Below are 20,092 nucleotides of genomic sequence, written 5' to 3'. Positions count from 1 at the left end.
CTTACAGCGCCGATGGTACTGCAGGGGGGACCCTGTGGGAGAGTAGGACGCCGCCGAACTCCTCTTAGAGCTCTGGCTCTTGGGCACGCAGCCCAAGAGCCAGAGCTTTTTTGCGTTGAGGTAAGGTCAGTGAGCATCATTGACTCGTTTCCCACCAGGAGGCCCCCGCGTGGAGGTCCAGGAGACCCGCGTGCAGACCGACCGGGTCCTCACCATCCCGAACATCCTGAGCATGGCGCGCCTCGCCGGCGTGCCGCTCTTCCTGTGGCTCATCCTCCGCCCCGAGTTCGGCGGCCCGCAGAGCGACGGATGGGCGCTCCTGGTCCTGGCTCTCAGCGGCATCAGCGACTACCTGGACGGCAAGCTCGCCCGGCGCTGGAACCAGATCAGCAACCTCGGCCGGCTCCTGGACCCCGCGGCCGACCGGCTCTACATCCTGTCGACCCTGGTGGGTCTCACCTGGCGGGAGATCCTCCCGCTCTGGTTGACGCTTGTACTTCTCGCCCGTGAGGCGGTTCTGCTCGTGATGGTGGGCGTCCTGCGGAAGCACGGCTATCCGCCGCCGCAGGTGAACTTCCTGGGCAAGGCCGCCACCTTCAACCTCATGTACGCCTTCCCCCTGCTGCTGCTCAGCGACGGCAGCGGGTGGATCGCGTCACTCGCCGCAGTTTTCGGATGGGCGTTCGCCGGATGGGGTACAACCCTGTACTGGTGGGCAGGTGTTCTCTACGTGGTGCAGGTCCGCCGACTGGTCCGTGCGGACGTAGCTGCCGATTGAACTCGCTGAATGTGCGGCCCCAGTGGCCGGATGGCCCGCGCTGGAAAAGTGCGGGACCCTGGACGGGTGAAGTCGGCTCAACCGTCGTCTCTTAGAGGAGGACGCTTCCGACATGAAGGCCGTCGTGATGGCTGGAGGCGAAGGCACGCGCCTTCGTCCCATGACCTCGAGCATGCCCAAGCCGCTCCTGCCGGTGGCCAACCGGCCGATCATGGAGCATGTGCTGAGGCTGCTGAAAAGGCATGGGCTCAACGAGACCGTCGTCACCGTGCAATTCCTGGCCTCCCTGGTCAAGAACTACTTCGGTGACGGCGAAGAGCTCGGGATGGAGCTCACCTATGCCAATGAGGAGAAGCCACTCGGTACCGCCGGAAGCGTCAAGAACGCCGAGGAGGCACTGAAGGACGATGCCTTCCTCGTGATTTCCGGTGATGCCCTGACCGACTTCGACCTCACCGACCTGATCAATTTCCACAAGGAAAAGGGCGCGCTCGTCACCGTGTGTCTGACACGCGTGCCCAACCCGCTGGAATTCGGCATCACGATCGTCGACGAGGAGGGCAAGGTCGAGCGCTTCCTCGAGAAGCCGACCTGGGGCCAGGTCTTCTCGGACACCGTGAACACCGGTATCTACGTCATGGAGCCCGAGGTCTTCGACTACGTCGACCCGGACGTGCCCGTGGACTGGTCCGGTGACGTCTTCCCCCAGCTGATGAAGGAAGGCAAGCCCGTCTACGGCTATGTCGCCGAGGGCTACTGGGAGGACGTCGGCACGCACGAGAGCTATGTGAAGGCCCAGGCCGACGTTCTCGAGCGCAAGGTCGACGTCGACATCGACGGCTTCGAGCTCTCCCCGGGCGTATGGGTGGCGGAAGGCGCCGAGGTGCACCCCGACGCCGTGCTCCGCGGGCCGCTCTACATCGGCGACTACGCCAAGGTCGAGGCCGGCGCTGAAATCCGCGAACACACCGTCGTGGGTTCCAACGTCGTCGTCAAGAGCGGCGCCTTTCTCCACAAGGCCGTCGTCGCGGACAACGTCTACGTCGGTCCGCAGAGCAATCTCCGAGGCTGCGTCGTCGGCAAGAACACCGACATCATGCGCGCCGCGCGGATCGAGGACGGCGCGGTCATCGGCGACGAATGCCTGGTCGGCGAAGAATCGATCATCCAGGGCAATGTGCGGGTCTACCCGTTCAAGACCATCGAGGCCGGAGCCTTCGTCAACACCTCGGTCATCTGGGAGTCCCGGGGCCAGGCGCACCTCTTCGGCGCGCGTGGCGTCTCCGGAATCCTGAACGTGGAGATCACGCCGGAGCTGGCGGTCCGCCTGGCGGGCGCCTACGCGACGACCCTCAAGAAGGGGTCCACCGTCACCACTGCCCGCGACCACTCGCGCGGTGCCCGTGCGCTGAAGCGGGCGGTGATCTCCGCGCTGCAGGCCAGCGCCATCGACGTACGGGACCTGGAGAACGTACCGCTGCCCGTCGCTCGGCAGCAGACCGCGCGCGGCAGCGCCGGCGGGATCATGATCCGGACCACGCTCGGTGTGCCGGACTCCGTCGACATCATGTTCTTCGACGGCCAGGGCGCCGACCTGTCGCAGGGCAGCCAGCGCAAGCTCGACCGGGTGTTCGCGCGGCAGGAGTACCGGCGGGCGTTCCCGGGAGAGATCGGGGATCTGCACTTCCCGTCGAGCGTCTTCGACTCGTACACCGGATCGCTGCTGCGGAACATCGACATCACGGGGATCGCGGAGTCCGGGCTCAAGGTGGTCGTCGACGCCTCGAACGGCAGCGCGGGGCTGGTGCTGCCCAGCCTGCTCGGCAAGCTCGGGGTGGACTCGCTGACCATCAATCCGGGCCTCGACGAGTCCAGGCCCACCGAGACCGCCGAGGTGCGGCGGGCGGGGCTGGTGCGGCTCGGGGAGATCGTGGCGTCCTCCCGGGCGGCCTTCGGCGTGCGGTTCGACCCGGTCGGCGAGCGGCTGTCGCTCGTCGACGAGAAGGGCAGCATCATCGAGGACGACCGGGCGCTGCTGGTGCTGCTCGACCTGATCGCGGCCGAGCGCCGCAGCGGCCGGGTCGCGCTGCCGGTGACGACGACCCGGATCGCCGAGCAGGTCGCCGCCTACCACGGGACGCAGGTCGAGTGGACGACCACCTCTCCGGACGACCTGACGCGGGTCGGAGGCGAGGAAGGGGCCATCTTCGGCGGTGACGGCAAGGGCGGCTTCATCGTCCCCGAGTTCAGCAGCGTCTACGACGGCACGGCGGCGTTCGTGCGGCTGATCGGGCTGGTCGCCCGTACCCAGCTCACGCTCAGCCAGATCGACGCGCGGATCCCGCGGGCGCACGTCCTCAAGCGGGACCTGGCGACTCCGTGGGCCGTCAAGGGGCTCGTGATGCGGCGTGTCGTCGAAGCCGCTGGCGACCGATCCGTCGACACCACCGACGGTGTGCGTGTGGTGGAGGCGGACGGGCGCTGGGTGATGGTACTGCCCGACCCGGCGGAAGCCGTGACGCATCTGTGGGCCGAGGGCCCCGACGACACCTCCGCGCAGGCTCTGCTCGACGAGTGGGCCGCTGTGGTGGACAGCGCGGGCCGGTAGAACACCCCGCACGCGTGCGTGCCGGACAAGTGTCCCCAAGGGGGCCTGTCCGGCACGCCGGTGGGGCCGTTCGGAGGTAGTGGCGGCGGCGTGCGACGATGTGCGACATGCCGCAGCAACCCCCCGTTCGGAGCACATCCACGCGGCCCGCACGCCCGGACGCGTCCATGTCCTTGCTCACCAACGTCATGGACCACAGCCTCGACGACGGCTACGCCGAGGCCGCCGCGCGGAAGCAGGCCGAGGGCGGCGGCGGTATGCCGAAGACCCTGCGGGCCAAGCTCGGACTGGCCGCCGGCCTCGTACTGGCCGCACTGGTCGTCACGGTCGGCGCGGCGCAGGCACGGGTCGCCGCGCCGGTGGTCGCCAAGGAGCGCGAAGAGCTGATCGACCGCATCGAGGGGGAGACCTCCGCGGCCGACGAGCTGGAGAAGAGCGTCGACGAACTGCGCGGCGAGGTCGGTGCGCGGCAGCGCGAGGCGCTGGAGAAGAGCGGCGGCGGCGACCGGGCCGACCTGATGGGCGTCCTGTCGGGCGCGGTCGAGGTGCACGGGCCGGGTGTGAAACTCGTCGTGGACGACGCCAAGGATGCCGGCACGGGCGGTGACGGGCAGCCGCGCGGCACCTCCGGGTTCTCCGACACCGGCCGGATCCGGGACCGCGACATGCAGCGCGTCGTCAACGGGCTGTGGGAGTCGGGCGCCGAGGCGGTCTCCATCAACGGACAGCGGCTGACGGCGCTGTCGGCGATCAGGGCCGCCGGTGACGCGATACTGGTCGACAACAGGCCGCTGGTGCCGCCGTACACGGTGCTCGCGGTGGGGGACGGCGAGCGGCTGAGCACCACGTTCCAGGACAGCGCCGACGGGCTGTACCTGCACGCTCTCCAGGAGAACTACGGCATCCGCACGGCCATCTCCGCGGCCGAGGACCTGCGGCTGCCCGCCGCGCCGAGTGTGATCGTACGTACAGCACAGCCGATAACCGAGAAGGGCACATCGTGATCGCCGTACTGGGCCTCGTCGTGGGAGTCGTGGCCGGACTGTTGGTCCGGCCCGAGGTGCCGGCGGCCGTGGAGCCGTATCTGCCGATCGCCGTCGTGGCGGCGCTGGACGCCGTCTTCGGTGGTCTGCGGGCCATGCTCGACGGCATCTTCGACGACAAGGTCTTCGTCGTGTCGTTCCTGTCGAACGTGGTCGTGGCCGCGCTGATCGTGTTCCTGGGCGACAAGCTGGGCGTCGGCGCGCAGCTGTCCACCGGTGTCGTGGTCGTCCTCGGCATCCGGATCTTCTCGAACGCCGCGGCGATCCGACGCCACGTCTTCCGGGCGTGAGGCCGATGAATGAACACGACGAGCAGTCCGCGCACCGGCTGCGCAAGGAACTGCCCGACGAGGTGCCATCGGCACGGACGCCCGTCTCCGGGACTCCGGCGGGCGGGGAGCCGTCGGGCGGTGCCCCGGAAGGGCCCCGGCCGGCGCAGGACGGGCCGAGCGGCCGGGAGCGGCTGCGCAAGGGCCTGTGGCCGCCGCGTCTGACCAGGGCCCAACTCATCGTCGCGCTGCTGCTGTTCGGGCTCGGCTTCGGCCTGGCCGTCCAAGTGGCGTCGAACAGCGAGAGCGACGGCGCGCTGCGCGGTGCGCGGCAGGAGGATCTGGTGCGCATCCTCGATGAACTGGACGACCGTACTCAGCGTCTTGAAGACGAGAAGCAGGGTCTCGAGAAGCAGCGCGACGAGCTGGAGAACAGCTCCGACCAGGCGGAAGAGGCCCGCAAGCAGACGCTGGAGAAGGAGCGGCAACTGGGCATCCTCGCGGGCACCGTGGCCGCGCAGGGGCCCGGTATCACGGTGACGATCGAGGACACGAAGGGAGCGGTCGAGGCCGACATGCTGCTCGACGCGATCCAGGAGCTGCGTGCGGCGGGCGCGGAGGCGATCCAGGTGAACGGCGTGCGGGTCGTCGCCGGCACCTATCTCGCAGACTCCGACAAGTCCGTGAGCGTGGACGGGAACAAGATCAACGCGCCCTATCGTTTCCAGGTCATCGGCAAGCCGCAGGATCTCGAACCGGCTCTCAACATTCCTGGAGGCGTGGTGCAGACTCTGGAAAAGGAACAGGCCACCGTTACTGTTGAGCGGTCGAGCAAGATCGTCGTGGACGCCTTGCGAGCGGCGGAGCGGCCTGACTACGCTCGGTCGTCCTCCCAGTGAACCGGCGGTGCATGGGGGCCATCCGGCGAGGGCATGAGGTTGCGGGGGGTCGGCGCACCGATTGGGCGGTGCGTGGTGGAAACTGTCTGGTGGAGACGGACGTTGTGAAGATGTCCGGGTCGGCCAGTACGGTCAGTCAGGGTTCGTCCTGCCCCACGGGCGGGTCTGTTTCGGTCAAGGGGAATCGCCCGTGAAGTTGTTTGCGAAGTTGTTCGGCAAGAGCGCGCGAGAGGGCAGCGACAACGCGACCGCGCGTCATCGCGCCCAGCCCGACGCGGAGGGCCGGCGCCCGATGTTCCGGGACCAGGTGGGTGGTCCCGGCGGGGACATTTCCGGTGGTCAGGGCGCGCCGTCTGTTGACCCTGCACAGTCCGGCGGCATAGGTTTCGGGCAACCGTCGACCTCAGGTACGGGTGGAGGGTTCACCCCCGACCCGTACGCGTCGAACGCCCCGGCGGGGCAGCCGCGGCAGGAGGATCCGTCCATGTCGGCCCTGGTGTGTACGAGGTGCGGCAACCGCAACGCGGAGAACAGCCGCTTCTGCTCCAACTGCGGCGCTCCGCTGCGTGCCGGGGCGGTTCCGGAGCGTGCCTCCGAGACGACCTCGACGATCTCCATCTCCGGCATAGAGGCCTACGACGCCGAGGTCACCGGTCAGACGGCCGTGCCGGCGCTCTCGCCCGAGGCGCAGGCCGCCGTCGACGCGCTGCCGCTCGGCTCCGCGCTCCTGGTGGTGCGCCGCGGACCGAACTCGGGCAGCCGCTTCCTGCTGGACGGCGAGCTGACCACCGCCGGGCGTCACCCGCAGAGCGACATCTTCCTGGACGACGTGACCGTCTCGCGCCGGCACGTGGAGTTCCGCCGCAGTCCGGACGGCTCCTTCACGGTCGCCGACGTGGGCAGCCTGAACGGTACGTACGTCAACCGGGAGCGCATCGACCAGGTCGCCCTGTCGAATGGTGACGAGGTGCAGATCGGCAAGTACCGGCTGGTGTTCTACGCGAGCCAGCGGGGTTACTGACCCGAACCTCCAGGGAAGGTCCATGCTGCATACACCGAGCGGCGGCGCCGGTCACGGCGCCGCCGCCACGGACAGTGGGCTGATGAGCATCGGCACGGTGTTGAACGTGCTGCGTGACGAGTTCCCCGACATCAGCATCTCCAAGATCCGTTTCCTGGAGTCCGAGGGACTCGTCGAGCCGCGGCGGACCCCGGCCGGGTACCGCAAGTTCAGCGCCCGTGACGTGGAGCGGCTGGGACAGGTCCTGCGGATGCAGCGCGACCACTACCTGCCGCTCAAGGTCATCCGGGAACACCTGGACGCCGTGGAGCGCGGTGAGGCGGTGCCACTTCCGACGGTCGGCCCGCAGCGGGACGGGGAGACCGCGGAGGCGGCGGCACCCGGCCCGACGGTGGGCCGGATCGGGCGGGACGAGCTGCTCGCCGCGGCCGGTGTCGAGGACCGCGAGCTGAAGGAGTGGGAGTCCTACGGGCTCCTCTCCCCGCTGCCGGACGGCGCCTACGACGCGGAGGCGGTCACCGTGGCGTCGCTGGTCGTGCAGCTGGGCCGCTTCGGAATCGAGCCGCGGCACCTGCGGGTCATGAAGGCGGCCGCCGACCGGGACGCCGGCCTCGTGGACCAGGTGGTCGCCCCGCTGAAACGACACCGCAACCCCCAGACCAGGGCGCACGCCGAAGCGCGCACCAAGGAGCTGGCGGGCCTCGCGGTCCAGCTCCACGCGGCACTGGTACAGACCGCGCTCGGCGTGCGGCTTCCCTGAATCGCTGCTGCTCGGAGCCCCGGATCGCCCAGCCGATCCCGGCCCGACTACCCAAACGTCCCGGGCACGGCCTAGGGTTGCTGTGTGAACGAGCTCGATGTCGTAGGTGTCCGGGTCGAGATGCCCTCCAACCAACCGATCGTGCTGCTGCGCGAGGTGGGGGGCGACCGCTACCTCCCCATCTGGATCGGACCGGGTGAGGCGACGGCGATCGCCTTCGCCCAGCAGGGCATGGCTCCGGCGCGGCCGCTGACCCACGACCTGTTCAAGGACGTGCTGGAAGCCGTCGGCCAGGAGCTCACCGAGGTACGCATCACCGACCTGCGCGACGGGGTGTTCTACGCCGAGCTGGTCTTCGCCAGCGGAGTCGAGGTCAGCGCCAGGCCGTCGGACGCCATAGCGCTGGCCCTGCGCACCGGGACGCCGATCTACGGCAGTGACACGGTCCTCGACGACGCGGGCATCGCGATCCCGGACGAGCAGGAGGACGAGGTGGAGAAGTTCCGCGAGTTCCTCGACCAGATCTCGCCGGAGGACTTCGGGACGAGCAACCAGTAGCATTTCCCCGAACCGGGGCACGCGAAACCACTCCTGGGGTGATTATCACTCGGCGTGCCGAGTGTGGCGATCGTTGACGCACCCTTGGTGACTGCCTACCTTCGAGGAGGCAGGTCAAGGACGGAGGTCGGCGTGAGGATCAGCGGCGACGGTACGGCTGGGGGTGGCCCCGGGCGCGGTCTCGGGGTGAGTGGTCCGTACCCTCCCCAGGGCTCTCGGCTCCGCACGGGCGGGGGGTACGCGCAGCAGGCCGGCGCACCCGACCCCGGTGCGCAGCGGCCGGCAGCCGTGCCGACCAGCGGAGGGGCGACGTCGATGGCGTCCGAGCAGATCGGCTACCGAGGACCGACGGCCTGCGCGGCCGCCGGGATCACCTATCGGCAGCTCGACTACTGGGCCCGCACGGGCCTCGTCGAGCCCAGCGTGCGTCCCGCGCACGGCTCCGGGACGCAGCGCCTGTACAGCTTCCGCGACGTGGTCGTGCTGAAGATCGTCAAGCGGTTCCTGGACACCGGGGTCTCCCTCCAGAACATCCGCACCGCCGTCCAGCACCTGCGGGAGCGCGGCTTCCGCGACCTGGAGCGGATGACGCTGATGAGCGACGGTGCCACGGTCTACGAGTGCACCTCCCCCGACGAGGTGCACGCCCTGCTCCAGGGCGGGCAGGGCATCTTCGGGATCGCCGTCGGCGTCGTGTGGCGGGACGTGGAGAGCGCGTTGTCCCAGCTGCACGGGGAGCGGATCGACACGGGGGAGACCCTGGTCGGCCACAATCCGGCGGACGAGCTGGCGCGACGCCGCAACAAGGCGGTCTGAGCGGCGCCGTCCGGCCGGTGCCGGACGCGTTGTCAGTGGCGTAGGGCAGCATCGGACATGTGAGAACCGCGCCCACGATCCTGCATCTCGACATGGATGCCTTCTTCGCCTCGGTGGAGCAGGCGTCCAAGCCGAGTCTGCGCGGCAAAGCCGTGGTCGTGGGCGGCCTCGGACCCCGTGGCGTGGTCGCCACCTGCTCGTACGAGGCGCGGGTCTTCGGCGTCCACTCGGCGATGCCGATGGGCCAGGCCAGACGGCTCGCCCCCAACGCCGCCTATCTCGTCCCCCGCTTCGAGCTGTACCGGTCGATCAGCGAGCAGGTGATGCGGCTGCTCAGGGAGCTGTCCCCGCTGGTGGAGCCGCTGAGCCTGGACGAGGCCTTCGTGGACCTGGAGGCCGGCGGGACGGCCCGGGACGCCGCGTCGGCGCGGCAGGCCGGGACCAGGCTGCGCGCCGACATCCGTGCCGTCACCGGCCTCACCGGGTCGGTGGGACTGGCCGCCTCCAAGATGCTGGCCAAGATCGCCTCCGAGGAGGCCAAGCCCGACGGACTGGTGCTGATCCCGCCGGGGACCGAGCGGGCCATGCTGGAGCCCATGTCCGTGCGGACCCTGCCCGGCGTCGGCCCGGCGACCGGCGACCATCTGCGCCGGGCCGGCATCACCACGGTCGGGGAGCTGGCCGAGGCCGGCGAGGACGAGCTGGTCCGACTGGTGGGCAAGGCGCACGGACACGGGCTGTACGCCATGGCCCTGGCGCTCGACGAGCGGCCCGTGGTGGCCGAGCGGGAGACCAAGTCCGTCTCGGTCGAGGACACCTACGACGTGGACATCCACGATCGGGTGCGGGTCGGCGTGGAGGTGGGCCGCCTCGCCGACCGGTGTGTGCGCCGGCTGCGGGGATCCGGGCTGTCCGGGCGGACCATCGTGCTCAAGGTGCGCAGGTACGACTTCTCCACGCTGACGCGCTCCGAGACGCTGCGCGGGCCCACCGACGACCCGGCGGTGGTGCGGGAGGCGGCGGCGCGGTTGCTGGACTCGGTGGACACCACCGGCGGCGTGCGGCTGCTCGGGGTCGGCGTCAGCGGCCTGGCCGACTACACGCAGGAGGACCTGTTCGCGCAGGCGGCGGGCGGCCGGAGCGAGGAACCGGCCGAGGAGCCGGCGGCCGACCCCGCGGCCGAGCACCGTCCGGCGCCCGCGGAGCGCCGCTGGCCGTCGGGGCACGACGTGCGGCACGCGCGGTTCGGGCACGGCTGGGTGCAGGGCAGCGGGCTGGGACGGGTCACGGTGCGGTTCGAGACGCCCTACTCCGGGACGGGGCGGGTGCGGACGTTCCCGATGGACGACCCCGAGCTGACCCCGGCGGATCCGCTGCCCCTGGTGGCGTCCGAGGCGCGAAGACCCGGAGAGGGCCCCGCCCGGCCGGTCGCGGGCTAGCGGTGCGCGCGGGCCGCGGAGTCAGCCCTCCTCGTTGCCCTTGCCCGCCAGCTTGCCGAAGTCGTGGTCGGGGAGCGGGGGAGCGGCGGCCACGTCGAGGCCGTAGTGGTGGTAGAGCTGGAGTTCCTGTTCCGGCGAGAGGTGGCGGCCGACGCCGAAGTCCGGTGCCTCCTTGATCAGGGCGCGAGCGAAGGGCACGCGGAGGGTTCCCTCCACCAGCTCGCTGGGCTCCAGGGGCACGAACGCGTCCCGGCTGAAGAGGCCGGTGCGGATGGCCGCCCACTCGGGGACGCCGGTCGCGTCGTCGAGGTACACCTCGTCCACCGTGCCGATCCTGGCGCCGTCGCGGTCGAACGCTTTGCGGCCTATCAGGTTCCGCGGATCGATGTCAGTACGCACGGGCCCTCCACTTGCTCGCACTGGGGTCGCACACCAGCCGCCGATTCATCCGTAAGTACTACAAAAAACTACATATGGCCGGTCGGCCACTCGAAGGTCCGTGCGGCGGGCTCGCTGGTACGCTGGCAAACGGCTGCTGACCCCGCGCGGGAGAGTCCTCCGGAGATCACCGGGGGCGCCGAAGGAGCAAATCCTCCCCGGAATCTCTCAGGCTCACGTACCGCACGGACGAGGTCACTCTGGAAAGCAGAGCGGGTGTCGACGGCTTCCGCTCTCACCGACGGTGAAAGCCGGGAAGCCCTCGGGCCCCCGGTGAAGCTCTCAGGTTGAGATGACAGAGGGGGAGGCCGTCCGGGTACCCGCGCCGTGGTGCCCCTCGCAGGTCGTCAGACCAGGAGGCCTCCGCAATGACCGCCCACCGCATTCCGCTCACCGAACTCGAACAGGCAGCGCCGTTCGAGACGCGCCACATCGGCCCCGACCACGAGGCCCGGGCCAAGATGCTCGCGCAGGTCGGTTACGGTTCGCTCGACGAGCTGACGGCCGCCGCGGTACCGGATGTGATCAAGAACGCCGACGCGCTCGACCTGCCGGGTGCCCGCTCCGAGGCCGAGGTGCTGGCGGAGCTGCGCTCGCTGGCCGACCGCAACCAGGTCCTCGACTCCATGATCGGCCTCGGCTACTACGGCACCTTCACCCCGCCGGTCATCCTGCGCAACGTCATGGAGAACCCCTCCTGGTACACCGCGTACACGCCGTACCAGCCCGAGATCTCCCAGGGGCGCCTGGAGGCCCTGCTCAACTTCCAGACCATGGTCGCCGAGCTGACCGGCCTGCCCACCTCCGGGGCCTCGCTGCTGGACGAGGGCACCGCCGCCGCCGAGGCCATGGCGCTCTCCCGGCGCATGGGCAAGAACAAGAAGGGCCTCTTCCTGGTCGACGCGGACACCCTGCCGCAGACCGTCGCCGTGATCCAGACCCGCGCCGAGCCCGCCGGCGTCGAGGTGGTCGTCGCCGACCTCGGCGACGGCATCCCGGCCGAGATCGCCGAGCGCGAGATCAACGGCGTCCTCGTCCAGTACCCCGGCGCCTCCGGTGCCGTCCGGGACCTCAAGCCGCTCGTCGACCGGGCGCACGAGCTCGGCGCGCTCGTCACCGTCGCCGCCGACCTGCTCGCCCTCACCCTGCTCACCTCGCCCGGCGAGCTGGGCGCCGACATCGCCGTCGGCACCACCCAGCGCTTCGGCGTGCCCATGGGCTTCGGCGGGCCGCACGCCGGCTACATGGCCGTGCACGAGAAGTTCGCGCGCAGCCTGCCCGGCCGCCTCGTCGGCGTCTCGGTCGACGCGGACGGCAACAAGGCCTACCGCCTGGCGCTCCAGACCCGCGAGCAGCACATCCGCCGCGAGAAGGCCACCAGCAACATCTGCACCGCGCAGGTCCTCCTCGCGGTGATGGCCGGCATGTACGCCGTCTACCACGGTCCCGAGGGGCTGCGGGCCATCGCCCGCCGCACGCACCGCTACGCCTCGGTCATCGCCGCGGGCCTCGCCGCCGGGGGCGTCGAGATCGTGCACGGCGCCTACTTCGACACCGTCACCGCGCGCGTCCCCGGGCGCGCCGCCGAGGTCGTCCACGCCGCCCGTGCCAACGGCATCAACCTGCGGCTCGTCGACGCCGACCACGTCTCCTTCGCCTGCGACGAGACCACCACCCGCGCGCAGGCCGGCGGGGTGTGGCACGCCTTCGGCGTGGAGGGCGACGTCGAGGCCCTGGACGCCGAGACGGAGGAGGGGCTGCCCGAGGCGCTGCTGCGCACCGACGACTTCCTCACCCACCCGGTCTTCCACCAGCACCGCTCCGAGACGGCGATGCTGCGCTACCTGCGCCGCCTGGCCGACCGGGACTACGCGCTGGACCGCGGCATGATCCCGCTGGGTTCCTGCACCATGAAGCTCAACGCCACCACCGAGATGGAGCCGGTCACCTGGCCGGAGTTCGGCGCGCTGCACCCCTTCGCCCCCGCCGAGCAGGCACAGGGCTACCTGACCCTGATCCGTGAGCTGGAGGAGCGGCTCGCCGAGGTCACCGGGTACGACAAGGTCTCGCTGCAGCCCAACGCCGGGTCGCAGGGCGAGTTCGCCGGCCTGCTGGCCGTACGCGGGTACCACCGGGCCAACGGTGACGACCAGCGCACCGTCTGCCTGATCCCGTCCTCCGCGCACGGCACCAACGCCGCCAGCGCGGTCATGGCCGGCATGAAGGTCGTCGTCGTGAAGACCGCCGGGGACGGCGAGATCGACATCGAGGACCTGCGGGCCAAGATCGAGCAGCACCGGGACGAGCTGGCCGTGCTGATGATCACGTACCCGTCCACACACGGCGTGTTCGAGGAGCACGTCGCCGACATCTGCGGCCGGGTGCACGACGCCGGCGGCCAGGTCTACGTGGACGGCGCCAACCTCAACGCCCTGGTCGGCCTGGCCAAGCCCGGTCACTTCGGCGGCGACGTCTCCCACCTGAACCTGCACAAGACGTTCTGCATCCCGCACGGCGGCGGCGGTCCCGGCGTCGGCCCGGTGGCCGTGCGGTCGCACCTGGCGCCGTACCTGCCCAACCACCCGATGCAGCCCGCGGCCGGCCCGCAGACGGGCGTCGGGCCCATCTCCGCGGCGCCCTGGGGCTCGGCCGGCATCCTGCCGATCTCATGGTCCTACGTGCGGCTGATGGGAGGCGAGGGCCTCAAGCGCGCCACGCAGGTGGCCGTGCTGTCCGCCAACTACATCGCCAAGCGGCTGGAGCCGCACTTCCCCGTGCTGTACACCGGCCCCGCCGGTCTGGTGGCGCACGAGTGCATCATCGACCTGCGTCCGCTGACCAAGGCGACCGGCGTGAGCGTCGACGACGTCGCCAAGCGGCTGATCGACTACGGCTTCCACGCCCCGACGATGTCCTTCCCCGTCGCCGGCACGCTGATGATCGAGCCGACCGAGTCCGAGGACCTGGCCGAGCTGGACCGGTTCTGCGAGGCGATGATCGCCATTCGCGCGGAGATCGAGAAGGTCGGCTCGGGGAGCTGGCCCGCCGACGACAACCCGCTGGCGAGCGCCCCGCACACCGCCGCGGCCCTGGGCGGCGCCTGGGACCACGCGTACACGCGCGAGGAGGCCGTCTTCCCGGCCGGGGTGTCCGCCGCCGACAAGTACTGGCCGCCGGTGCGCCGTATCGACCAGGCCTTCGGCGACCGCAACCTCGTGTGCTCCTGCCCGCCGCTGGACGCCTACGAGGACTGATCCCACCCGTACATCCCGTACGACGAGAGGCTCCGCGCCGGCCCACCGGGTCGCCGTGCGGAGCCTCTTCTCATGTCACCGGGTCGCGAGGGACACCTCCGTCGACTTGATCAGGGCGACGACGGGAGCGCCCACGGAGAGGCCGAGGTCTTCGGCCGCCTCCTTGGTGACGACGGCGGTCAGCGCGGCGCCCTCCACGGCGATCCCGACCGACGCCATGGCGCCGCCCGAGGTGAGCGCGGTGACCGTGCCGGGCAGCTGGTTGCGGATGGACAGACCCTGGACACGCCCGGCCGCCAGCGCGACCTCCGTCGACTTCACCAGGGCCCGGACGGCGGTCCCGGCGGTGAGGGCGAGGTCCTCCGCGGCGTCCCGGGTGATCGCCGAGGTGAGGTCCTGGCCGCCGGAGAGGCGGATCCTCACGGTGGCCATGGCCTCTCCCGGGGTGACGGTCGTGACGGTGCCGGGGAGTTGGTTGCGGATGCTCAGGCTCATGGGGGCACCGTAGCGCCCGATATGTCGAGATCGGCGTCCGGGTGCGGTGTGTTCGCCGCGACGACGGCGGCGATGCGGGGCGTTACGGGGAGTAATCGGCCCTGGACGCGCGTCGGGGCCGGTTCGCGGCCTTGGCCGCGGCCGGCCCCATGATTCGCCGGGCGGAGGGGCGTCGCTCCGTCCGGCCTTCGCTCAGGCGGCGGTGATCAGGCCCGCGGGACGGTGCGGGGCGATGATCTGGCCGTCCGGCAGAAGCTCACCGGTGTCCTCGAAGAGGACGACGCCGTTGCACAGCAGGCTCCAGCCCTGCTCCGGGTGGTGCGCCACGAGGCGGGCGGATTCCCGGTCGGCGGAGTCGGCTGAGGGGCACGGTGGCTGGTGCTGACACATGAGTGGGGTCTCTCGGTCTGTGGTGATGGATGAGTTCGCCGTCTGGTCTGTCCCGCGGCGTGAAGCGTTGTTCATGGCCGCCCCCCGTATGTTTAAAGTCGGTCCGAACCCAGTGTTGCCCCACGGGCGTCGATCCGCAGGTATTTCGCAGCACCGCTTCTCACAGGATGATGACGCATCACCCGCGCGGACGGTTCAGCTCAACAGCACTGTCACTTCGGGTGGTTCGGCATGGCCGGATGGGGCTAGTCCGCGCGGGTGGGTGCGAGAGGCGGGTCAGGCGGGCGAACCCAGCAGACCCGTGGGCGTCACCCGGTGGGTGAGGACCGGCAGCAGCTCGGCGACCCGGTGCGGCCGGTGGGCCGCGATGCCGGGGGGCGCGGGCGCCAGCGGGATCAGCAGGTCGGTGGCGGCGGGGTGCCCGGTGGCGGCGTCGGCGGCGCAGTCTCCGTGCAGCCACAGGGTCAGCATGTACAGCTCGGGTACGGACAGCAGTCGCGGCTGATAGGGCTGGGGCACCGACTCGGCCTGGCGCAGGGCGCGTTCGGTCGAGGTGACGTACGGGCCCTCGAAGAAGTGCGAGAACGCCCAGCCGTCCGGGGTGAGCATGGTGTCCGCGGCCGCCACCGCCCGTTCGCCGGAGCGGATCAGGAACCGCCAGCCGGCCAGCCGCGTGGCCGTCGCGCCGTCCGCCGTGACCCGGTCCAGGACGTGCACGGGCAGCGGCAGTTCGGGAGCGACGGGGCCCTGGGCGCGCAGCAGTGCGGGCGTCCGGGCCTCCCGGACCGCGGTGGGCGAGGAGAGGGCGGTGAGCACGGAACGCAGGGCGGGCGCGGGAGCCGGCGGGACACGCAGGGGCATGGTGGGTCGCCTCTCATTCGAAGGCACGGTGGCGCGAGGGCGGGGCGGGGCGGACGACGCTGTCAGCTCACGGGGCTGGGGGAGGCAGAGGCCGGGGTCCGAGAACCGGGAAGGGAGGTGAGGCCTGCCGCGTGTCAGCTCGACGACGGCATCCTTCGACCGAGGGCGCCGGTCTTCTGCCTTGTCCGCGGAGTTTATACGACATGTGTTCAGACTGTGTTTCGGCTAGCCGATTCCGGCAACCAGTACAAGGCTGCATTCGGTCGTCGACATGCGGGATTTCTCCGCATTTCCGGGCCCTTGGAAGGCGCCGACCTCGAGGAATGTTCACCGAGCGGTCGGCCAATTGTCATCGGTGTTTTTCACGAGTTACCGGCCCTGGAAACTGCTCCATGTGCCATGCCCGGTGAATGTGCCACCGGTCACATCGGCACAGCGTAGCGGGTGCCGGGCGGCCGCGGGGACGTTATCGATCGCTTCGGCTGGGCATCATCCAACCTGACCGGCCGCCGGCGGCCGGATCTTCGACTACCGCTCCAAGAAGGGACGTCTCCATGGGGGAGAAGGTCGTGGCAGGTCAGTTCGACCTGTCCGATCGCCAGCGCTACCGCGAGAAGCTCCAGCGGTGCCTGACGGGTCTGGAGCGGCTTCTGGCGGAGAAGCGGTTCGACGAACCGAAGAACCTGATGGGGCTGGAGATCGAATTGAATCTCGTCGGTGCCGACGGGATGCCGAAAATGTTGAATGCGCAAGTCCTCGAACGCATCGCGAGCCGGGACTTCCAGACAGAACTCGCCATGTTCAACCTGGAAGTCAACATAGCTCCCCACCGGCTGGGCGGCCGGGTATTCGACCGCCTCGCCGAGGAGATCCGCACCTCCCTCGCCTACGCGGACCGCAAGGCGGGCGAGGTCGACGCGGGGATCGCGATGATCGGTATTCTGCCGACCCTGGACCGGGACGACCTCGTTTCCTCCAATCTCTCCGCCGTCGACCGCTACGCCCTGCTCAACGACCAGATCGTGGCCGCGCGCGGGGAGGACTTCACCCTCGACATCGAGGGCGTCGAGCGGCTGACCTGCACCTCCAAGTCGATCGCGCCCGAGGCCGCCTGCACCTCCGTGCAACTGCACCTCCAGGTCACCCCGGACCGTTTCGCCGACGTCTGGAACGCGGCGCAGGCGGTCACCGCCGCGCAGATCGCCGTGGGCGCCAACGCGCCCTTCCTGTTCGGCCGGGAGCTGTGGCGCGAGTCCCGGCCCCCGCTGTTCCAGCAGTCCACCGACACCCGCCCGCCGGAACTGCAGGCCCAGGGCGTCCGGCCGCGCACCTGGTTCGGTGAGCGCTGGGTGACCTCGGCGTACGACCTGTTCGAGGAGAACCGGCGCTACTTCCCGGCGCTGCTGCCGATCTGCGACGACGAGGACCCGCTGGAGGTGCTGGACGCCGGCGGTGTCCCCTCGCTGGCCGAACTCGTCCTGCACAACGGCACGGTCTACCGCTGGAACCGGCCCGTCTACGACATCGCCGACGGGGTTCCGCACCTGCGCGTGGAGAACCGCGTCCTGCCCGCCGGACCCACCGTCACCGACGTCATCGCCAACGCGGCCTTCTACTACGGCGTGGTGCGCGCGCTCGCCGAGGAGCCCCGGCCGGTGTGGACCCGGCTGCCGTTCGAGGCCGCCGCCGCCAACTTCGAGGCCGCGTGCCGGCACGGCATCGACGCCCGCTTCGAGTGGCCCCGCCGCGGCAGGCTCGGCGGCACCACCGAGGTCGACGCCGCCGTCCTCGTACGCGACGAACTGCTGCCGCTCGCCGAGGCGGGGCTGGACGCGTGGGGCGTGGAGCCGGCCGACCGGGACCTGTACCTCGGTGTGATCGAGGAGCGCTGCCGGCGCCGGGTCAACGGCGCGTCCTGGCAGGCGGCCACCTTCCACCGGGCCCTGGAGGCGGGGCTGTCCCGAGAGGACGCGCTGGCCGCCACGACCCGCCGGTACGTCGAGCTGATGCGCGAGGGCGATCCCGTGCACCTGTGGCCCGTGGGCCCCCCGGAACCGGTTCCGACGGGCTGACCGGACCGGTCCGGGGCCGGGTCGACGCCCGGTCCCGGCCCGGCCCCGCCGCGCACCGCCTCATACTGATCGGGCAAGCTGTGACGTCCCAGCTGGAGGCAGGTGTGCATGGCGGAGGCGGGCCCGGTGGACGATTCGTTCCCTCACAAGCCGGTCGTCGGGGAGCAGGTCCCCCCGGAGCGGCTCTCACGGCGGACTCTGCGTGACGAGACGCTGCTCGTCCTGGCGCTGTCGCTGGGCGCGAGCGGAGTGTCCGCACTCATCAGCTTCGTCGGCTCGCTCACCCGGCCCGGCGGCCTCAAGGACCAGGCGGCCACGCTCAACGCCTCCGCCGCGCCGGGCCGTCCCTGGCTCGACCTCGCCTGGCAGCTCTTCGGCATCACCACGGCGCTCGTCCCCGTCGCCCTCGTCGCGCATCTCCTGCTGCGCGAGGGCAGCGGGCTGCGCGCGCTCGGCTTCGACCGCACCCGCCCCTGGCCGGACCTGGGCCGCGGGGCCGCCGTCGCCGCCGTCATCGGCAGCACCGGGATCGCCTTCTACCTGGCCGCCCGCGGCCTCGGCTTCAACCTCACGGTGGTGCCCGAGGCGCTGCCCGACGTGTGGTGGAAGTACCCCGTGCTCATCCTCTCGGCGGTGCAGAACTCCGTCCTGGAGGAGGTCATCGTGGTCGGCTACCTGCTGCGCCGGCTCGACCAGCTCGGCTGGAGCGCGGGCGCGTCGCTGGCGGCCAGTTCGGTACTGCGCGGCTCGTACCACCTCTACCAGGGCATCGGCGGCTTCGTCGGCAACATGGTGATGGGCGTCGTCTTCGTGTACCTGTACCGCCGTTGGGGGCGGGTGGGGCCGCTGGTGGTGGCGCACTCGCTGCTCGACATCGGGGCGTTCGTCGGGTACGCGCTGCTGGCCGGCAAGGTGGGCTGGCTGCCTACGGCCTGACCGGCCGGTCGCGGTCGCCCCGTGCGGGTGACGGGGCGCGGGAGGGTGCCCGCCGCGCCCCGCCGTCCCGTCAGGCGAGCAGCTCGCCGTCGATCACCGTCACCGCGCTGCCGCCGAGCAGTGTGCGCTCGCCCCGAAGCTCCGTGCGGACGCGGCCGGAGCGGGGCGAGGCCTGGAGCCCGGTGAGGGCGGCCCGTCCCAGGCGCTCGGACCAGAAGGGCGCCAGCGCCGTGTGCGCGCTGCCGGTGACCGGGTCCTCGTCGATGCCGACGTTCGGGAAGAAGCAGCGGGAGACGAAGTCGTATCCCCGGGCGGGGTCGTCGGCGCGGGCGGTGGCGATGATGCCGCGCCTGGAGAGGGCGCCCAGCGCCTTGTGGTCCGGCGTCAGGCGGCGCACGGTCCCCTCGTCCGCGACCTCGACCAGCAGGTCGCCGATGTGCGGCCCCGTGTCGAGGACGGTGAGGGGCTCGGCGCCCAGGGCCTCGGCCACGCCCGGCGGAGCCGCGACCGGCGTCAGCGGCGCCGTCGGGAAGTCCAGGGCGATCGCCCCGTCCTCGCCCGGCGTCGCGACGAGGACGCCGCTGCGGGTGGCGAACCGCACCGGGCCCTCGTGGGCGCCGGTGGTGTGCAGCACGTGGGCGGTGGCGAGGGTGGCGTGGCCGCACATCGCGACCTCGGTGGCCGGCGTGAACCATCGCAGGGCCCAGTCGGCCTCGCCGCCCGGCGGCAGGGGGTGGGCGAACGCGGTCTCCGCGTGGTTGACCTCCAGGGCGACCCGCTGGAGCCGGGCGTCGTCCGGGAAGGCGTCGAGGAGCAGGACTCCCGCGGGGTTGCCGGCGAAGGGCCGGTCGGTGAAGGCGTCGACGATTCGGATGCGCATGCCCCGACGCTAGACGCCGCGCGGAGCCGGGCACCAAGGCCAATCCGTGGTCGCTGGCCCGGTCCGGCGGCCGGGCCAGCGCCGTGCGGTCCCCGGTCAGGAACGGGTGCGGTGGTACGAGGCCAGGGCGGTGTTGACGAGGACGGCCGCCGCGAACCAGAGGGCCGGGATCCGGTGCCCGAGCGCGAGCAGCGCCAGGGCGGCGGCGCCGAACACCACGGCCTTCACCCCGAGCCGGGCGGCGTGGGGGATCGCGTACCGGGCCCTCGGGGCCGCGAACAGACCCCAGAGCACCGCGGCGGCCAGCGGGGTGGCGACCCCCAGGGCCAACGACCCGGCCCGGCCGATGTCGCGGGTGAAGCCCCACCAGGCCAGCAGCCCGAGCGCCAGCAGCTCCAGCAGGAAGGCGAGCACGTCGTTGGCGAGGAGGAAGGCGCGGACGGCCGGCGGCAGCGGAACGGGGCTCATGGCGCCACTCTCATCGGCCCGGCACGGACGGGTCCACTCCGATTGACGCGGGATCGCACGGTGGCTCCGCACGGCGGTGGGCGGCACGGCGGTCCTGGGCCGCGCTC

Annotated in this window: 19 protein-coding genes and 1 riboswitch; of the genes, 13 read left to right on the top strand and 6 right to left on the bottom strand. The window is 71.0% G+C overall.

What is annotated here, in order from left to right; translation table 11 throughout:
* The first annotated feature begins 169 nt into the window (after positions 1-169).
* The 10 genes from clsA (at position 170) to IE108_RS07840 (ending at position 10,191) form a co-directional block, all read left to right on the top strand.
* On the top strand, positions 170-778 hold the full coding sequence (gene clsA, locus IE108_RS07885) for a cardiolipin synthase ClsA (RefSeq protein ID WP_064726818.1): 609 nt from the start codon (positions 170-172) through the stop codon (positions 776-778).
* 112 nt (positions 779-890) lie between these two features.
* Positions 891-3,386 (top strand): mannose-1-phosphate guanyltransferase, encoded by a 2,496-nt coding sequence (locus IE108_RS07880; protein ID WP_064726817.1) that lies wholly within the window; start codon positions 891-893, stop codon positions 3,384-3,386.
* Positions 3,387-3,553: 167 nt separating this feature from the next.
* Positions 3,554-4,390 (top strand): DUF881 domain-containing protein, encoded by an 837-nt coding sequence (locus IE108_RS07875; RefSeq protein WP_064726816.1) that lies wholly within the window; start codon positions 3,554-3,556, stop codon positions 4,388-4,390.
* The gene (locus IE108_RS07870; RefSeq protein ID WP_003977440.1) at positions 4,387-4,719 is read left to right on the top strand and encodes a small basic family protein; all 333 of its coding nucleotides are present in this window, start codon (positions 4,387-4,389) and stop codon (positions 4,717-4,719) included. The genes IE108_RS07875 and IE108_RS07870 overlap by 4 nt, the downstream gene beginning before the upstream one ends.
* 5 nt (positions 4,720-4,724) lie before the next feature.
* Positions 4,725-5,597 (top strand): DUF881 domain-containing protein, encoded by an 873-nt coding sequence (locus IE108_RS07865; protein WP_064726815.1) that lies wholly within the window; start codon positions 4,725-4,727, stop codon positions 5,595-5,597.
* Positions 5,598-5,658: 61 nt separating this feature from the next.
* Positions 5,659-6,618: a zinc-ribbon and FHA domain-containing protein gene (locus IE108_RS07860; RefSeq protein WP_079163445.1), complete on the top strand. Its 960-nt coding sequence runs from the start codon at positions 5,659-5,661 to the stop codon at positions 6,616-6,618.
* 22 nt (positions 6,619-6,640) lie between these two features.
* Positions 6,641-7,378 (top strand): transcriptional regulator FtsR, encoded by a 738-nt coding sequence (gene ftsR / locus IE108_RS07855; protein ID WP_064726813.1) that lies wholly within the window; start codon positions 6,641-6,643, stop codon positions 7,376-7,378.
* Between the two features lie 84 nt (positions 7,379-7,462).
* The gene (locus IE108_RS07850; RefSeq protein ID WP_030189411.1) at positions 7,463-7,936 is read left to right on the top strand and encodes a bifunctional nuclease family protein; all 474 of its coding nucleotides are present in this window, start codon (positions 7,463-7,465) and stop codon (positions 7,934-7,936) included.
* Positions 7,937-8,068: 132 nt separating this feature from the next.
* Positions 8,069-8,752: a MerR family transcriptional regulator gene (locus IE108_RS07845; RefSeq protein ID WP_079163444.1), complete on the top strand. Its 684-nt coding sequence runs from the start codon at positions 8,069-8,071 to the stop codon at positions 8,750-8,752.
* A 59-nt stretch (positions 8,753-8,811) separates the two neighbouring features.
* Positions 8,812-10,191 carry a DNA polymerase IV gene (locus IE108_RS07840; protein ID WP_107420082.1) on the top strand — a complete coding sequence of 460 codons (1,380 nt, stop codon included), beginning with the start codon at positions 8,812-8,814 and terminating at the stop codon, positions 10,189-10,191.
* A gap of 21 nt (positions 10,192-10,212) precedes the next feature.
* Here IE108_RS07840 and IE108_RS07835 read toward each other — a convergent pair whose 3' ends face one another.
* Entirely contained in the window at positions 10,213-10,590 is a 378-nt protein-coding gene (locus IE108_RS07835) for a PRC-barrel domain-containing protein (RefSeq protein WP_064726811.1), read from the bottom strand.
* A 137-nt stretch (positions 10,591-10,727) separates the two neighbouring features.
* Positions 10,728-10,823: riboswitch (glycine riboswitch) on the top strand.
* A 174-nt stretch (positions 10,824-10,997) separates the two neighbouring features.
* Here IE108_RS07835 and gcvP point away from each other — a divergent pair.
* Positions 10,998-13,883, top strand: a complete 2,886-nt coding sequence (gcvP, locus tag IE108_RS07830) for an aminomethyl-transferring glycine dehydrogenase (protein ID WP_064726810.1) — start codon at positions 10,998-11,000, stop codon at positions 13,881-13,883.
* A 75-nt stretch (positions 13,884-13,958) separates the two neighbouring features.
* Here gcvP and IE108_RS07825 read toward each other — a convergent pair whose 3' ends face one another.
* From IE108_RS07825 to IE108_RS07815, 3 genes are all read right to left on the bottom strand, one after another.
* A complete protein-coding gene (locus IE108_RS07825; RefSeq protein ID WP_064726809.1) occupies positions 13,959-14,378 on the bottom strand; it encodes a TOBE domain-containing protein in 420 nt (139 codons plus the stop codon).
* A gap of 192 nt (positions 14,379-14,570) precedes the next feature.
* Entirely contained in the window at positions 14,571-14,768 is a 198-nt protein-coding gene (locus IE108_RS07820; protein ID WP_064726808.1) for a DUF5999 family protein, read from the bottom strand.
* 276 nt (positions 14,769-15,044) lie between these two features.
* Positions 15,045-15,629, bottom strand: coding sequence for a hypothetical protein (locus tag IE108_RS07815; RefSeq protein ID WP_064726807.1), 585 nt, complete (start codon positions 15,627-15,629; stop codon positions 15,045-15,047).
* 554 nt (positions 15,630-16,183) lie between these two features.
* On the opposite strand from IE108_RS07815, the gene IE108_RS07810 reads away from it, so the two are divergent.
* Both IE108_RS07810 and IE108_RS07805 read left to right on the top strand, forming a co-directional pair.
* On the top strand, positions 16,184-17,701 hold the full coding sequence (locus tag IE108_RS07810; RefSeq protein WP_064726806.1) for a glutamate-cysteine ligase family protein: 1,518 nt from the start codon (positions 16,184-16,186) through the stop codon (positions 17,699-17,701).
* A 108-nt stretch (positions 17,702-17,809) separates the two neighbouring features.
* Entirely contained in the window at positions 17,810-18,637 is an 828-nt protein-coding gene (locus tag IE108_RS07805; protein WP_064726805.1) for a CPBP family intramembrane glutamic endopeptidase, read from the top strand.
* Between the two features lie 70 nt (positions 18,638-18,707).
* On the opposite strand, the gene IE108_RS07800 is transcribed toward IE108_RS07805, so the two are convergent.
* Complete coding sequence (locus IE108_RS07800; RefSeq protein WP_064726804.1) at positions 18,708-19,517, bottom strand: PhzF family phenazine biosynthesis protein; 810 nt, start codon at positions 19,515-19,517, stop codon at positions 18,708-18,710.
* Positions 19,518-19,613: 96 nt separating this feature from the next.
* A complete protein-coding gene (locus tag IE108_RS07795; protein WP_064726803.1) occupies positions 19,614-19,985 on the bottom strand; it encodes a YrdB family protein in 372 nt (123 codons plus the stop codon).
* Positions 19,986-20,092 lie beyond the last annotated feature (107 nt).

Origin of the sequence: Streptomyces parvulus (genome assembly GCF_014648855.1) — a bacterium.
Classification (GTDB): Bacteria; Actinomycetota; Actinomycetes; order Streptomycetales; family Streptomycetaceae; genus Streptomyces; species Streptomyces parvulus.
The sequence above is the reverse complement of the archived record's forward strand: the minus strand, read 5'-3'. Positions and strand labels throughout refer to the sequence as shown.

Coding starts and splice junctions, on each gene's coding strand:
- IE108_RS07880 (WP_064726817.1), top strand. CDS start 891: ATGAAGGCCGTCGTGATGGCTGGAGGCGAAGGCACGCGCCTTCGTCCC.
- IE108_RS07875 (WP_064726816.1), top strand. CDS start 3,554: ATGTCCTTGCTCACCAACGTCATGGACCACAGCCTCGACGACGGCTAC.
- IE108_RS07865 (WP_064726815.1), top strand. CDS start 4,725: ATGAATGAACACGACGAGCAGTCCGCGCACCGGCTGCGCAAGGAACTG.
- ftsR (WP_064726813.1), top strand. CDS start 6,641: ATGCTGCATACACCGAGCGGCGGCGCCGGTCACGGCGCCGCCGCCACG.
- gcvP (WP_064726810.1), top strand. CDS start 10,998: ATGACCGCCCACCGCATTCCGCTCACCGAACTCGAACAGGCAGCGCCG.
- IE108_RS07825 (WP_064726809.1), bottom strand. CDS start 14,378: ATGAGCCTGAGCATCCGCAACCAACTCCCCGGCACCGTCACGACCGTC.
- IE108_RS07820 (WP_064726808.1), bottom strand. CDS start 14,768: ATGTGTCAGCACCAGCCACCGTGCCCCTCAGCCGACTCCGCCGACCGG.
- IE108_RS07815 (WP_064726807.1), bottom strand. CDS start 15,629: ATGCCCCTGCGTGTCCCGCCGGCTCCCGCGCCCGCCCTGCGTTCCGTG.
- IE108_RS07810 (WP_064726806.1), top strand. CDS start 16,184: ATGGGGGAGAAGGTCGTGGCAGGTCAGTTCGACCTGTCCGATCGCCAG.
- IE108_RS07805 (WP_064726805.1), top strand. CDS start 17,810: ATGGCGGAGGCGGGCCCGGTGGACGATTCGTTCCCTCACAAGCCGGTC.
- IE108_RS07800 (WP_064726804.1), bottom strand. CDS start 19,517: ATGCGCATCCGAATCGTCGACGCCTTCACCGACCGGCCCTTCGCCGGC.
- IE108_RS07795 (WP_064726803.1), bottom strand. CDS start 19,985: ATGAGCCCCGTTCCGCTGCCGCCGGCCGTCCGCGCCTTCCTCCTCGCC.